Source organism: Duganella rhizosphaerae, from assembly GCF_040364205.1.
GTDB lineage: Bacteria > Pseudomonadota > Gammaproteobacteria > Burkholderiales > Burkholderiaceae_D > Rugamonas > Rugamonas rhizosphaerae.
Genome location: NZ_BPWK01000015.1, coordinates 26829 through 40647, shown reverse-complemented (window position 1 = coordinate 40647; position 13819 = coordinate 26829). Strand labels below are relative to the sequence as shown.

Sequence of the window (13819 nt, the reverse complement as noted above, 5' to 3'; positions counted from 1 at the left end):
TGTGGTTCAGGCAACTAAACAAGGACATCCTTTGCAAACCATCCAATTGGTCGGCGCCATCCTGTTCGGACTGGCGCTGCTGCACACCTTCGCAGCCAAATCCTTCGAAGTACTGTCGCACCGCCACCCGCGCCATGCGGGCCTGTTCCATCTGTTGGGCGAAGTGGAAGTGGTGTTCGGCTTCTGGGCCTTTATCCTGATTATCGCGATGGCGTTGCTGAGCGGGGGCGACGCCGCCATCCAGTACGCCGAATCGCGCCAATACACCGAGCCGCTGTTCGTGTTCACCGTGATGGTGGTGGCGGCCTCGCGGCCGGTGCTGGATATCATGGAGCGCATGCTGCTGGTGCTGGCCAGGCTGCTGCCGATGCGCGCCGAACTGGCGCTGGTGTGGTTCGGCCTGGCGCTGGTGCCGCTGACCGGTTCCTTGATCACCGAGCCGGCCGCGATGACCTTGGCCGCGCTGATGTTGGCGCCGCTGATTTTCCGCGACGGCATGCCGGAGTGGCTGAAGTACGGCGCGCTGGGCGTCTTGTTCGTCAACGTCTCGATCGGCGGCACGCTGACCGCCTACGCCGCGCCGCCGGTGTTGATGGTGGCCAGCACCTGGCAATGGGACAGCGCCTTCATGGCCACGCACTTCGGCTGGAAGGCGGCCATCGCGGTGCTGATCAACGCAACCGTAATCACCTTCGTTCTGCGCAAGCATTTGAGGGCGCCGGCCGCGCCGTCGGCTGAAGTCCAGGCCGCGCCGGCCGTGCCGTTGACGGTCACCGCGATCCACCTGGTCTTCCTGGCGGCGGTGGTGGTGCTGGGCCATCACCCGGTGCTGTTCCTCGGCATCTTCATGCTGTTCCTGGGATTCACGCAGGCTTACCAGCGCTACCAGAATCCGCTGATCATCAAGGAAGGCTTGCTGGTCGGCTTCTTCCTGGCCGGGCTGGTGGTGTTGGGCGGCATGCAGCAGTGGTGGTTGCAGCCCATCGTCGAAAGTCTGCCGCCGGTGGCGCTGTTCTTCAGTGCGCTTGGCCTGACGGCGATTACCGACAACGCCGCGCTGACCTATCTCGGTTCGCTGATCCAGGGCATTTCGGCGCAGTCGCAATACATGCTGGTGGCCGGCGCGGTGGCCGGCGGCGGCCTGACGGTGATCGCCAACGCGCCGAATCCGGCCGGCGTATCACTGCTGCGGCGCGGCTTCCAGGACGAGTCGATAGGCGCTATCGGCCTGCTGGCCGGCGCGCTGGCGCCGACGGCCGTGGCTGCGCTGGCTTTTCTGCTGTAGCGCCTACACGCGCTGGTGGCGTGAGAAAAATTCCAGCATCATCTTGCTGGCGTCCGGTCCGGCCTTGGCGTTGAAGGCCAGGGCCGGATCGCCGCCGCTCCAGGCGTGCTCCAGGTCGGCGATCTGGGCGACGCGCAGCAGCAGTTTTCTTCCTTCATAAAAATCGTGCAGCTGGTGGGCGTTGTGGCGGCCGCCCCGTCCTTGCGGCTTGTGGGTGGTCTTCGGCGCGGCCGATAGTCGGTTCAGCAAGCGACTTTGGCGCGCCAGCTGGAGCTGGTTGATCGGACGAACCACCTTGTCGCCCTCCCCCTGGATCAAAATCGCAGGCATGCCGGGAAATTGTGGATGGCGCATCATCACCTCGAGCGCGGCGGCCTCGGACCGCGTGGCGGCGCCGTGCTGCATCACGCCCAGCGCGCCGATGGTGTTGTGGCCAGCACCGAACACCGGGGCCGAATGCAGGCCGACGGCGGCAAACAGCTGCGGATGACTCAGCGCGACGATGTTGGCCATGGCGGCGCCGGCCGAGATGCCGGCGATATAGATGCGCGAACGGTCGATGGCGTACTGCGACATCACCTTGTTGATCATGCCGACGATGACGGGGACATCGCCGCCGCCCTCCTGCGTGGCGCGGTCATACCACTTCCAGCAGCGCTGCGCCTGGACGCTGACCAGTTGCTGCGGATAGAGCACGGCGTAGCCCATCTGCTCGGCCCACTGGTTCATGCGCGTGCCTTGCGCGAATTGGGTCGCGGTCTGCTGGCAGCCGTGCAGCATGACCAGTAGCGGCAAGCCTGTGCGTTGCGTCTCTTCGGGTGGATTGTTTGGCAGGTAGAGCCAGTAGCTCATCCGGCGCGCAGGCGTGCCGACGCCTGGCGGTGCGCTGAAGTGCGACGCCAGCCATTTGCCCGGCGACGGCGGAACATGGTGGGGTGGCGCGGTACTCGCGCTTCGCCCCCGCACACCGGCTGCGGGGGTCTGACCCCGAACGGGGTCAGACCCCTTGCGGGCGGGTTTCGGGGTAGCGGCCGGCTTGCGTTTTCGTTTGGGCTTGGCGGCTGCGGGGACGGCGAACATCGCCGTCACCATCTTGCTGACGGAACGGCTCTGCCGCGTCCCTGAGCGGACCAAAGTGCGTAACAAACTGCTGGCTGCTCTCTTCATGGCGACGATCTCCTGTTGCCATAAAGTCTACCCTGAAACCCGCCCCATCCTGCGTGCGCCAGCGCTCATAACAGCCGATCAGCGCTGCATCGACTCCCATACTTTGAGCAGTCGCTTGGCCGATACCGGCATCGGCGTACGCAGCTCCTGCGCGAACAGGGACACGCGCAACTCCTCTAGCATCCAGCGGAATTCCACCATCTTCGGATCGGTGTTCTTGCCGGCCGATTTGTCCTTGTTGGCGCGCTGGTACAACGTGGCCGCCTGCTGCCATTCGGCCATCAGCTTGGCGTCGCGCGCGGGATCGCCGCGCAGCTTCTCGATGCGCACGTTCATCGCCTTCAGATAGCGCGGGAAGTGCGACAGCTGGCTGTACTCGTTCTCCGACAGGAAGCGTTTGTTGACCAATCCCTGCAACTGCGCCTGCATGTCGGCCGCCGCCTGCGCGGGCAAGCCTTGCAAGCGCTTGGGCAGGCCGTGGAACTCGGTCAGCACCTGCGACAGCAAACGCGCGATCTCGTTCACCAGCAGCACCAGGCGCGATTTACCCTCGTCCTTGCGCTTGGCGAAACTGGCTGCATCCAGCGGCAACGGATCTTGCAGGCAGGCGATATCCAAAGCCTTGTTGATGATCTGCTCGCGCAGCTCTTCCTGCGTGCCCATGCTCATGAACTGCATGCCCATCTGCTGCAAGCCTGGGATGCCTTTTTCGATGAACTTGATCTGGTCCTTCATCTGCAGGGAGAACAGGCGGCGCAGGCCGACCCGGTGCGTGCGCGCGGCCACGGTCGGATCGTCGAACACCTCCAGGTCGCAGTGCGTGCTCTTGTCGACCAGCGCCGGGAAGCCGATCAGCGTCAGCTTGCCCTGCGCGATTTCCAGCAGCTCCGGCAACTCGCCGAAGGTCCACGAGGTCAGGCCGGTCAGCGTGATGCCGCTGGTGGCCGTCGGCGCGGCGGCTGCGGGTGCAGCCTTGCCTTGTGCGGCAGGTGCGCCGGTTTTCGTCGGCGCGGATGGCGCAGCGCTGCCGCCGGTGCCCAGCGCGCGCATGCTGACGCCCTGTCCACCCGACGATTCGGCCATCTTCTGGAAGCTCTCGCGCGCCTGCGTGCCGAATTCCGCTTGCAGCGTGGCCAGGTTGCGGCCCATATCCAGCTGGCGTCCGTGCTCGTCGATCACCTTGAAGTTCATGAAGTGGTGAGCCGCCAGCGTTTCCGGCTTGAAGTCGCTGGTCAGCACCGAGATCGTGATCTGTTTGCGGATGTCGGCGATGATCGCGTCGATCAAATCGCCACGGCCGAACACACCCGCTTCATGCACACGCTCGCAGAACTTGGCGGCGTAATCCGGCAGCGGCACACAATGGCGGCGCAGCTTTTGCGGCAGGGACTTGAGCAGCAGGTGCACCTTCTCCTTCAACATGCCCGGCACCAGCCACTCGCAGCGCTCGCGCGGCAGCTGGTTCAGGGCAAACAGCGGCACCGCCATGGTCACACCATCGCGCACGCTGCCCGGTTCGAAGTGATAGGTCAGCTGCATCTCCAGCCCCGTCACCGACATCATCTTCGGGAACAGGTCGGTGGTCACGCCGGCCGCTTCGTGGCGCATCAATTCGTCGCGGTTCAGGTACAGCAGCTTGGGTTCGGCGGCCGTCGCGTCCTTGTGCCACTTCTCGAAACCGGCGCCGTTGACCACGTCGGCCGGGATCAGCTTGTCGTAGAAGGCGGCGATCAGTTCATCGTCCACCAGCACGTCGAGACGGCGCGACTTGTGCTCAAGGTTTTCGATTTCCTTGATCAGCTTATGGTTGTGCGCGAAGAACGGCGCACGCGTTTCGTAATCGCCGCCGACCAGCGCATCGCGAATGAAGATCTCGCGCGCCTCGGTCGGATTGAACAAGCCGTAGTTGATGCGGCGCTGGCTGTACACCACCAGCCCGTACAAGGTGGCCCGTTCGGACGCGCTGACCTGCGCCGACTTCTTCTCCCAGCGCGGTTCGCCCCAGGATTTTTTCAGCAGGTGGCCGCCGACCTTCTCCAGCCATTCCGGCTGGATCTGCGCCACGCAGCGCGCGTACAGGCGCGTGGTGTCGACCAGTTCGGCCGCCATGATCCATTTGCCCGGCTTCTTCAGCAGCGAGGAACCCGGCCAGATATTGAACTTGATGCCGCGCGCGCCCAGGTAGCCGGCGCCCGGCTCGTCCTCGCCCTTGAAGCCGATGTTGCCCAGCAGGCCAGTCAACAGCGCCATATGCAGGTTCTCGTAGGTGGCCGGCGCTTCGTTGATGCGCCAGCCCTGCTCCTTGACGATGGTCAGCAGCTGCGAGTGCACGTCGCGCCACTCGCGCAGGCGCAGCTGCGACAGGAAGTTGGTGCGGCAGTTGTCCATCAGCTGACGATTGGTCTTCTTGTGCTCAATCGCGTTGTCGAACCACTTCCAGATCTTGAGATAGCTGAGGAACTCCGACTTCTCGTCGGCGAACTTCTTGTGCGCTTCGTCGGCGGCCTGCTGGTGCTCCATCGGCCGGTCGCGCGGGTCCTGCACCGACAGCGCGGAGGCGATGATCAGCACTTCGTCCAGACAGACGTTGTCCAGCGCGGCCAGGATCATGCGGCCTACGCGCGGGTCCAGCGGCAGCTTGGATAGCTTGTTACCGAGTGGCGTCAGCTGGTTGTATTCGTCGACCGCGCCCAGTTCCTGCAGCAGCTGGTAGCCGTCGGCGATGGCGCGCGCCAGCGGCGGTTCGATGAACGGGAAGGTCTCCACGTCCGTCAGGTGCAGGGACTTCATGCGCAGGATGACCGAGGCCAGCGACGAGCGCAGGATTTCCGGCTCGGTGAACTTCGGCCGTTGCAGGTAGTCCTGCTCTTCGTACAAACGGATGCAGACGCCGTCGGCCACGCGGCCGCAACGGCCGGCGCGCTGGTTGGCCGCCGATTGCGCGATCGGTTCGATCTGCAGTTGTTCGACCTTGTTGCGGTAGCTGTAGCGTTTCACGCGCGCCAGGCCGGCGTCGACCACGTAGCGGATGCCCGGCACCGTCAGCGAGGTTTCGGCGACGTTGGTGGCCAGCACGATGCGGCGGGCGTTGGTCAGCTTGAACACGCGCTCCTGCTCTTCGGCCGACAGGCGGGCGAACAGCGGCAGGATTTCCACGTGCGGCGGATGGTGCTTGCGCAGCGCTTCGGCGGCGTCGCGGATTTCGCGTTCGCCGGGCAGGAACACCAGCACGTCGCCCGAACCGAGGCGCGCCAGTTCGTCGACGCCGTCGATCACGGCGTCCATCAGGTCGCGCTTTTCGCGGGCGGCGGCGGTGCGCTGGCCTTTGCCTTCGGCGTTGGCCACGGCAGGATTGACGACGTCGCTTTCGATCGGGCGGTAGCGCACTTCCACCTTGTACAGGCGGCCGGAGACTTCGATCACCGGCGCCGGTTTCTCCGGCGTGCCGAAGTGGCGCGAGAAGCGGTCGGCGTCGATGGTCGCGGAGGTGATGATCACCTTCAGGTCCGGGCGGCGCGGCAGCAGCTGCTTCAGGTAGCCAAGCAGGAAGTCGATGTTCAGGCTGCGCTCGTGCGCTTCATCGATGATGATGGTGTCGTAGTTGCGCAGCAGCGGGTCGGTCTGGGTTTCGGCCAGCAGGATACCGTCGGTCATCAGCTTGACCGAGGCGCCCTTGGTCAGCGTGTCGGCGAAGCGGACCTTGAAGCCAACCGTCACGCCCAGCGGCGTGCCCAGCTCCTGCGCGATGCGCTTGGCGGTGGACGAGGCGGCGATACGGCGCGGCTGCGTGTGGCCGATCAGGCCTTTCTGGCCGCGACCCAGTTCCAGGCAGATCTTCGGCAACTGGGTGGTCTTGCCGGAGCCGGTTTCGCCGGAGACGATGATGACCTGGCTATTTTGCAGCGCTTCGGCGATTTCGTGGCGGCGGCCGGAGACCGGCAGGTCTTCGGGATAGGTAATCGGCGGCAGCGGGTTGCGGAAGGCGCGTTCGGCATCGCGGGCGGCCTGTTCTTCAGGCGTCAGACGTGGTGGTCGGCCACCGCCGCGTGGCTCGCGGCGCGGCGGCGCAATCAGCCCGCCCTCGCCGTCCGGCAGCGGCGCGCGCGGACCACCCCGCAACCCGGAGCCGGGGGTCTGACCCCGTACGGGGTCAGACCCCTTGTCGGTTCGGGGTGCGCGCCCTGGCTGACGCTGCTGCTGGCCGGCCGGACGCGCTTCGCCGCTGCGCGGGCGCGCCTCCCCTTGCGGGCGTGGCTGGCCCTGCCCTGGCCGGGCGTTGGGCGCTTGCGGAGTGCGGGAAGGGGCGTTCTGCGTGCTGGCGGGCGTGCTGGACGCGCCTTTAGACTTGTTGCTGGCTTCTGACATTGTTTTTTACAAAGGTTTTGGCGCGGAAGTCGCGCACCGAATTATAATGCGGCTAATGGAAAACCCTACCCAATTCGTCCAATGGCTGCGCTCAGTCGCGCCGTACATCCACGCCTTCCGTGGCAAGACCTTCGTGGTCGCCTTCCCTGGTGAACTCGTCAGCGCCGGCGCGCTGCAGGTGCTGGCGCACGATTTGTCGCTGCTGCACGCGCTCGACATCAACGTCACCGTGGTCTACGGCTCGCGCCCGCAGGTGGCCGAACAGCTGGCCCTGCGTAACGTCGAGGGCCGCTTCCACAACGGCCTGCGCATCACCGACATCGCCGCCATGGAGTGCGCCAAGGAGGCCGCCGGCGAGCTGCGCCTCGATATCGAGGCCGCCTTCAGCCAAGGTTTGCCCAACACGCCGATGTCGCACGCGGCCATCCGTATCATTTCCGGCAACTTCATCACCGCCCGTCCGCTGGGCGTGATCGACGGCGTCGACCTCGAGCTGACCGGCATCACCCGCAAGGTCGACGCCGAGACCATCCACTCCATCCTCGGCTCGGACGGCCTGGTGCTGCTGTCGCCGCTGGGCTTCTCGCCCACCGGCGAGGCCTTCAACCTGACCATGGAAGACGTGGCGTGCAGCACCGCCATCGCGCTGCACGCCGACAAGCTGATCTTCATCACCGAAACGCCGATGATGACCGACGCCGGCGGCACCGAGATCCGCGAACTGTCGTCGCACCAGGCCGAGGCCGTGCTGCAGGCGGGCTTCCTGCCGGACGCCACCGCCTTCTACCTGAAACACTGCGTCAAGGCCTGCGACAACGGCGTCGAGCGCTCGCACATCGTGCCGTTCGAGATGGACGGCTCGGCCCTGCTGGAGCTGTTCACCCACGATGGCGTCGGCACCATGATCTCGCACGAGAACCTGGAGTCGCTGCGCCAGGCCACCATCGAGGACGTCGGCGGCATCATCAAGCTGATCGAGCCGCTCGAAGCCGACGGCACGCTGGTCAAGCGCGGCCGTGAGCTGATCGAACGCGAGATCGACTACTTCTCCGTCATCGACCACGATGGCGTGATCTTCGGCTGCGCCGCGCTGTACCCGTTCCCGGAACAAAAGATGGCCGAGATGGCTTGCCTGACCGTCAACCCGGAAGTCCAGGCCCAGGGCGACGGCGAGCGCATCCTCAAGCACATGGAAAACCGTGCGCGCGCCATCGGCGTGCAAAAGCTGTTCGTGCTGACCACCCGCACCTCGCACTGGTTCCAGAAGCGCGGCTTCGTGCCGTCCACCGTGGACGCCCTGCCGAAGGACCGCCAGCGCATGTATAACTGGCAGCGCAAATCCCAGGTTTTGATTAAGACCTTATAATCTCGTTTTACCTACCGCTTTAGGAGCAACACAGATGGCCCGCACCGTTCAATGCATCAAACTCAACAAGGAAGCCGAGGGCTTGGACTTTCCACCATATCCGGGTGAACTGGGTAAGAAGATCTATGAATCGGTTTCGAAGGAAGCCTGGGCGGCCTGGCTGAAGCACCAGACCATGCTGGTCAACGAAAACCGCCTGAACCTGGCCGATCAGCGCGCCCGCAAATACCTGGCGACGCAGATGGAGAAACACTTCTTCGGCGACGGCGCCGACGCCGCCATGGGCTACGTGCCGCCGGCGGAATAAGTAATTAACAGAGCTTGTTCAAAGCGAGCGCAGCGTCGTTGCGGTCGCTTTGAACAAGCTCACATCGCTTTACATTGTTTTAGTTCGCACTTGGCCATGAAAACTTTGCCGTTTTCGCAAGTCATGCGATATACCTCGACCGGTCCCGGTTCGCTCACCAATCCCGCGCCCCAGCCGCCCGTGCAGCCCTGCTGCTTGGCCAGGCTTTCCACCGTCGCCGACGAGACGCCGGCGCGGAACGGTACTTTCTGGATTTCGACGCCGTCCACATAGCCCAGCGGCGTGCCGTCATCGGCCGTGGTGCGCGGCGCCGGCTTGCGCGGCGGCGGTTGCTCGTCGCGCTTGCCAAACGACGGCAGCACCGAGCAGGCGCTCAGCAGCGAGGCGCAGCACAACAGCAATACCAGCGATCGTTTCATAGGGGGAGCTCTCAGAGTAATTGGCGGCGGTTTGACCCCGCAACCATGCCCGGCGGAGCCAGCTCCGCCGCATAGGGGTCAGACCCCGCAGGGGTCTGACCCCACCACGCCTTGCGGGTTAGAATTTCAGCGTCTTGACGCCGTCCGCCGTGCCCAGCAGGCAGACGTTGGCGCCGCGCGCGGCGAACAGGCCGACCGCGATCACGCCGACGATCTGGTTGATCCGCTGCTCCAGCGCCACCGGATCGGCGATCGCCAGGCCGGCCACGTCGATGATCATGCCGCCGTTGTCGGTGATGAAAGCCTCTTCGGTGCCCGGCTTCAGGCGCAGCTTGGGCGTGCCGCCCAGCTTGGCCAGCGCGCGGGTGACCGAAGCGCGCGCCATCGGCAGCACTTCCACCGGCAGCGGGAACTTGCCCATCACCTCGACCAGCTTGGAACCGTCGGCGATGCAGACGAACTGTTTCGACACCGAGGCGACGATCTTCTCGCGCGTCAGCGCCGCGCCGCCGCCCTTGATCATGGCGCCGGCATTGGTGATCTCGTCGGCGCCGTCGATGTAGACGGCGATTTCCGGCACGTCGTTGAGGTCGAACACCTCGATGCCGTGGCCGCGCAGGCGCGCCGCGGTCGCTTCGGACGAGGCCACCGCGCCCTTGATGCGGTGCTTGATCTTGGCCAGCTCGTCGATGAAGAAATTGGCGGTCGAGCCGGTGCCGACGCCGATGATCTCGTTTTCCACCACGTATTCGATGGCGGCGCGGGCTACGGCTTGTTTCAGTTCGTCTTGGGTCATGATGTTTCTATAAGAGAGGGGAATTCAATTCCGCTATTTTAACGGATCGCCCCTGCCCGCCACCGATTTCGGCCAAAAATTGCGCCGAGACAACACCAATCCGGCGCCGGTGTCGCAGACTGGCACAAGCGCTGCGGCCACGCAACGATGGTTGCCAGCGACCGGGCGGGATATGCGAGAATGATCACCACACAGGTCCGAAAAACGATCGCCGGGGATGACATATGACGCCTACTAAAACAGTCTTGATAGTCGATGACAGCCGCGTTTCGCGCCTGATGGCGCGCCAGTACATCACCAGCCTGCATGCCGACTGGATCGTCGAGGAGGCCGGCACCGGCGAGGAGTCGCTGCTCAAGGCGCGCGCCACGCCGCCGGACCTGATCCTGATGGACGTCAACATGCCCGGCATGGGCGGCATCGCCGCCGCCGAGCTGCTGCGGCAGGAATTCCCGGCCGTGCCGATCTCGCTGCTGACGGCCAATGTGCAATCCTCCACCCGCGAACGCGCCACCCAGCTCGGCATCGGCTTCATGGAAAAGCCGATCACCGAAGCGCGCATCGCGCAGCTGCTGTCCACGCTGGAAGCGGCCTGATCATGTTCTCCCTGACCGAACTGGAAAACGACGCGCTGATCGAGATCTTCAACATCGGCGTCGGCCAGGCGGCCGCCTCGATGAGCGCCATCGTCAACGAGACGGTGCGCATGTCGGTGCCGTCGGTGAGCTTCATCAACCGCACCGAGGCCGCCCGGCTGCTCGACGGCAAGTCGCCCGAGGCCGAGAGCATCTGCGGCGTCAGCCAGCACTACGAGGGCGCGTTCGCGACCGAGGCCATCCTCATGTTCCCCGAGGATAAAAGCCTGGAGATCGTGCGCCTGATGGTGGGCGAATCGGTGCCGCTGAAGGAGCTGACCGAGATGGAGCAGGAGGCCATGTGCGAGATCGGCAACATCATCCTCAATTCCTGCGTCGGCACCTTGGCCAACATCTTCCAGCGCGAGCTGCACGGCTCGCTGCCGCAATACCATGTCGGCACCAGCGATGAAATCCTGGTCGCCTCCGGCAGCCTGCCCGACACCGTGGTGCTGATGCTGCACATCGACTTCCTGCTGGAAAAGCACCAGATCCACGGCTACGTCGCCTTCGTGCTGGACGTCTCGGCGCTGCACGACCTGAAGGAGCAGATCAACCTCTACATCGCCCGCGCCATGGGCCAGGCATGATGAGTCCGTTGACCGAAGCCCACCGCCTGCATCTGCTGCACAGCGTGCTGTGCGCGGTGAACCTGGGCGCCATCGTGCTCGACAACGAACGCCGCGTCGTGCTGTGGAATTCCTGGATGATCAAGCATTCCGGCCTGGGCCACGAGAAGGTGATCGGCGCCGATTTCTTCAGCGTCTGCCCCAGCCTGCGCGGCGGCCGGGTCGAGGCGGCGATCCAGCAGGCGCTGTACAACAACTTCCCTTCGCTGCTGTCGCAAACGCTCAACAAGGCGCCGTTCGCGCTGCACGCCAGCCCGGCGGCGGCCGCCCGCAACGAGCGCATCCAGCAGGCGGTGGAGGTGACGCCGATCGCGGTCGAGGGCGCGCCGCGCCACTGCCTGATCCAGATTAAAGACGTCAGCATCGCGGTCGCCCGCGAGAAGCTGCTGCGCGAGCAGGCCATGGTGCTGCGCTCGCAAACCTTCGCCGACGGCCTGACCGGCATCGCCAACCGCCGCCACTTCGACGTGGCGATGGAAAAGGAGCACCGGCGCGCCAAGCGCGGCGGCACGCCGCTGTCGCTGCTGATGATCGACATCGACCACTTCAAGGCCTACAACGACTACTACGGCCACCAGAAGGGCGACCAGTGCCTGATCCAGGTGGCGGCCGCGCTGGCGGCCATGCTCAAGCGCCCGTGCGACCTGATGGCGCGCTACGGCGGCGAGGAGTTCGCCATGATCCTGCCCGAGACCGACGTCGAGCAGGCCACCGTGATGGCCGAGGCGATCCGCGCCCGGGTCCAGGAGCTGGCCATCCCGCACGAGCGCGACGGCGGCGACGCGCGGCAGGTCACGATCAGCATCGGCATCACCACGCGCAAGCTCGACGCGACGGCGGAGATCGAAGCGCTGATCGGCGCCGCCGACCGCGCGCTCTACCTGGCCAAGCGCAACGGCCGCAACCGCACCGAAGCGTTGCTGCCGGTCTGATATCCAGCGCGGCGCGCCTGTGCTAGAGTGCCTGCGCAGGCATGCAAAAACAATAATATTCCCGGAGACGTAAGATGAAGATCTTTGCACGCGCCAGCGCCGGCACCGACCTGCTGCGCCTGGTTTTATGCGCCATCCTGTTCACCCACGGCGCCTACCGCTTCTACGAGGGAAGCAGCCCCATCCTGGGCCAGATCCTCGAGGAGGAAGGCTTCCCGGCCGGCAGCGGCACCGCGCTGGCCTACGCGGTCAACCTGGTCGAAACGCTGGGCTCGGCGCTGTTGGCGCTGCGTTTATTTACCTTGCCGGTGTGCGCCGCGCTGACTATCATCTACAGCACCGGCATCATCCTGTTCCACCGCCACAACGGCTTCTTCGTGGTCGGGCCGGGCACCGGCGGCTGGGAGTACAGCGCGCTGCTGATCACCTGCCTGCTGACCACCGCCTGGGAAGAGTTGAAGCTGAAAATCCCGGCACGATAACCATCTCCATTGCAAGAGGCGCACCATGACCCAGCTGGCCCCGAACCGTTCGATCCAGCAGGTGATGGTGATCCCGGTGCTGCACTACCAGGACGTGGCGGTGGCGGCGCAATGGCTGTGCGGGGCGTTCGGCTTCAGCGAGCGGTTGCGCATCGGCGACCACCGCATCCAGCTCGACATCGCCGGCGGCGCCGGCGCGGTGGTGGTGGCGCAGCGGCCCGCGCCGGCGCCGCCCTGCCCGCATCCCTGCCACTCGATCATGGTGCGCATCACCGACATCGACCAGCACTACAAGCGCGCCATGGCCGCCAAGGCGCGCTCGCTCAGTCCGCCGACCGGCTATCCGTTCGGCGAGCGCCGGTATTCGGTGGCCGATCCGGGCGGGCATGTGTGGACCTTCACCCAGACCATCGCCGACGTCGATCCGGCCGCTTGGGGCGGCACGCTCTCTTAACCCGGGGTCAGGTCTGACATTCGGACACGAGCTCTGCCGTAATGCAGCTTACGGCAGAGCTCGTGTCCGAATATCAGACCTGACCCCGGTGTTATATCCAGATGCGGTAGATCCAGTAGCTTTCGTCTTCGGACTTCATGATGCGCGCCAGTTCGTGCGGGCTGTGGCCGGTGATCTCGCGCGCTTCGCGGCAGAGGTGGGCCTGGTCGGAATAGCCGCCGCGCGCGGCCACGTCGGACCACACCACCCGCCCCGCCAGGAACTCGTCGCGGGCGTCGAAGAACGATTGCTCGGCGCGCTGCAGGCGCAGCAGCTTGCGCATCGGCTGGCCGGCGCGCGCCTTGATGTGGCGCTCGATGCTGCGCACGCCGCGACCGAGCGCGGTATCGGCCACCTGCCACGCCAGGTGGCGCACCCAGTCGCTCGCCGTCGCGCCGGGCCCGCCTGGACGCGCCGCCTGCCAGCGTGGCGTCAGGAAGGCTTCCAGCACTGCCATCCGCGCCGCGTCGTCGGCGGCCGCCAGCAGTGCCTCGGACATCGCGCCCCACTCCGGGCCCAGCACCTGCCCCACATCGTCCCAGCGGTTCACCCAGGCCGGCACGTCGATGCCGCTCAGCGCGTGCATGGCCTGCGGATAGAACATCACCATGAAGATGCGCACCGGCCCCGGATTGTAGGTCGCCATCGGCCGCGTCTGCGGGCCGACGAACACGGCGCGGATTTCGGTCTTCGGCATGCCCGTCGGCTGCACCACTTCGGCCTCGCCCTCGATGAACCAGGTGATCGAGCAATGCGGCGTGGCCGGGAAGTGATTGAAGCGGTCGGCCGGATCGGTCAGCGGCGCTTCCACCGTGCTGCGCGTGATGTAGGCGCGCACGCAGGAAGCCAGCGCGAAGGGCGGCACGATCAAACGCGTCAGGGAAGGTTCGGTGTTGGACATTTGTAAAGTTTATACCAAAGCTGTCGCAAACGTTCAATACGC

Annotated in this window: 13 protein-coding genes; 8 read left to right on the top strand and 5 right to left on the bottom strand. The window is 65.3% G+C overall.

Annotated features, from left to right (window positions below; translation table 11 throughout):
• The first annotated feature begins 31 nt into the window (after positions 1-31).
• Positions 32-1285 (top strand): putative Na+/H+ antiporter, encoded by a 1254-nt coding sequence (locus RUGAMON1_RS25660; protein ID WP_445233186.1) that lies wholly within the window; start codon positions 32-34, stop codon positions 1283-1285.
• A gap of 3 nt (positions 1286-1288) precedes the next feature.
• On the opposite strand, the gene RUGAMON1_RS25655 is transcribed toward RUGAMON1_RS25660, so the two are convergent.
• Positions 1289-2365 (bottom strand): extracellular catalytic domain type 1 short-chain-length polyhydroxyalkanoate depolymerase, encoded by a 1077-nt coding sequence (locus tag RUGAMON1_RS25655; protein ID WP_445233325.1) that lies wholly within the window; start codon positions 2363-2365, stop codon positions 1289-1291.
• 165 nt (positions 2366-2530) lie between these two features.
• Positions 2531-6817: an ATP-dependent RNA helicase HrpA gene (hrpA, locus tag RUGAMON1_RS25650; RefSeq protein WP_445233185.1), complete on the bottom strand. Its 4287-nt coding sequence runs from the start codon at positions 6815-6817 to the stop codon at positions 2531-2533.
• A 55-nt stretch (positions 6818-6872) separates the two neighbouring features.
• Here hrpA and argA point away from each other — a divergent pair, with 55 nt between their 5' ends.
• Positions 6873-8183: an amino-acid N-acetyltransferase gene (gene argA / locus RUGAMON1_RS25645; protein WP_116990318.1), complete on the top strand. Its 1311-nt coding sequence runs from the start codon at positions 6873-6875 to the stop codon at positions 8181-8183.
• Positions 8184-8217: 34 nt separating this feature from the next.
• Complete coding sequence (locus RUGAMON1_RS25640; RefSeq protein WP_116990319.1) at positions 8218-8490, top strand: oxidative damage protection protein; 273 nt, start codon at positions 8218-8220, stop codon at positions 8488-8490.
• Positions 8491-8549: 59 nt separating this feature from the next.
• Here RUGAMON1_RS25640 and RUGAMON1_RS25635 read toward each other — a convergent pair whose 3' ends face one another.
• Positions 8550-8909 carry a hypothetical protein gene (locus RUGAMON1_RS25635; RefSeq protein WP_445233184.1) on the bottom strand — a complete coding sequence of 120 codons (360 nt, stop codon included), beginning with the start codon at positions 8907-8909 and terminating at the stop codon, positions 8550-8552.
• A 118-nt stretch (positions 8910-9027) separates the two neighbouring features.
• Complete coding sequence (gene rpiA / locus RUGAMON1_RS25630; RefSeq protein ID WP_445233183.1) at positions 9028-9705, bottom strand: ribose-5-phosphate isomerase RpiA; 678 nt, start codon at positions 9703-9705, stop codon at positions 9028-9030.
• Between the two features lie 224 nt (positions 9706-9929).
• Between rpiA and RUGAMON1_RS25625 the strand changes: the two genes are divergently transcribed.
• The 5 genes from RUGAMON1_RS25625 (at position 9930) to RUGAMON1_RS25605 (ending at position 12837) form a co-directional block, all read left to right on the top strand.
• Entirely contained in the window at positions 9930-10301 is a 372-nt protein-coding gene (locus RUGAMON1_RS25625) for a response regulator (RefSeq protein ID WP_445233182.1), read from the top strand.
• A gap of 2 nt (positions 10302-10303) precedes the next feature.
• A complete protein-coding gene (locus tag RUGAMON1_RS25620; protein WP_445233181.1) occupies positions 10304-10930 on the top strand; it encodes a chemotaxis protein CheC in 627 nt (208 codons plus the stop codon).
• Positions 10927-11901, top strand: coding sequence for a sensor domain-containing diguanylate cyclase (locus RUGAMON1_RS25615; protein ID WP_445233180.1), 975 nt, complete (start codon positions 10927-10929; stop codon positions 11899-11901). Before RUGAMON1_RS25620 ends, RUGAMON1_RS25615 begins: the two co-directional genes overlap by 4 nt.
• A gap of 74 nt (positions 11902-11975) precedes the next feature.
• On the top strand, positions 11976-12383 hold the full coding sequence (locus RUGAMON1_RS25610; RefSeq protein ID WP_445233179.1) for a DoxX family protein: 408 nt from the start codon (positions 11976-11978) through the stop codon (positions 12381-12383).
• A gap of 25 nt (positions 12384-12408) precedes the next feature.
• Positions 12409-12837 (top strand): VOC family protein, encoded by a 429-nt coding sequence (locus RUGAMON1_RS25605; protein ID WP_445233178.1) that lies wholly within the window; start codon positions 12409-12411, stop codon positions 12835-12837.
• 91 nt (positions 12838-12928) lie between these two features.
• Here RUGAMON1_RS25605 and RUGAMON1_RS25600 read toward each other — a convergent pair whose 3' ends face one another.
• Positions 12929-13777: a helix-turn-helix domain-containing protein gene (locus RUGAMON1_RS25600; RefSeq protein ID WP_445233177.1), complete on the bottom strand. Its 849-nt coding sequence runs from the start codon at positions 13775-13777 to the stop codon at positions 12929-12931.
• Positions 13778-13819: the final 42 nt, after the last annotated feature.

Coding starts and splice junctions, on each gene's coding strand:
- RUGAMON1_RS25625 (WP_445233182.1), top strand. CDS start 9,930: ATGACGCCTACTAAAACAGTCTTGATAGTCGATGACAGCCGCGTTTCG.
- hrpA (WP_445233185.1), bottom strand. CDS start 6,817: ATGTCAGAAGCCAGCAACAAGTCTAAAGGCGCGTCCAGCACGCCCGCC.
- rpiA (WP_445233183.1), bottom strand. CDS start 9,705: ATGACCCAAGACGAACTGAAACAAGCCGTAGCCCGCGCCGCCATCGAA.
- RUGAMON1_RS25655 (WP_445233325.1), bottom strand. CDS start 2,365: ATGTTCGCCGTCCCCGCAGCCGCCAAGCCCAAACGAAAACGCAAGCCG.
- RUGAMON1_RS25605 (WP_445233178.1), top strand. CDS start 12,409: ATGACCCAGCTGGCCCCGAACCGTTCGATCCAGCAGGTGATGGTGATC.
- RUGAMON1_RS25610 (WP_445233179.1), top strand. CDS start 11,976: ATGAAGATCTTTGCACGCGCCAGCGCCGGCACCGACCTGCTGCGCCTG.
- argA (WP_116990318.1), top strand. CDS start 6,873: ATGGAAAACCCTACCCAATTCGTCCAATGGCTGCGCTCAGTCGCGCCG.
- RUGAMON1_RS25640 (WP_116990319.1), top strand. CDS start 8,218: ATGGCCCGCACCGTTCAATGCATCAAACTCAACAAGGAAGCCGAGGGC.
- RUGAMON1_RS25620 (WP_445233181.1), top strand. CDS start 10,304: ATGTTCTCCCTGACCGAACTGGAAAACGACGCGCTGATCGAGATCTTC.
- RUGAMON1_RS25635 (WP_445233184.1), bottom strand. CDS start 8,909: ATGAAACGATCGCTGGTATTGCTGTTGTGCTGCGCCTCGCTGCTGAGC.
- RUGAMON1_RS25615 (WP_445233180.1), top strand. CDS start 10,927: ATGATGAGTCCGTTGACCGAAGCCCACCGCCTGCATCTGCTGCACAGC.
- RUGAMON1_RS25600 (WP_445233177.1), bottom strand. CDS start 13,777: ATGTCCAACACCGAACCTTCCCTGACGCGTTTGATCGTGCCGCCCTTC.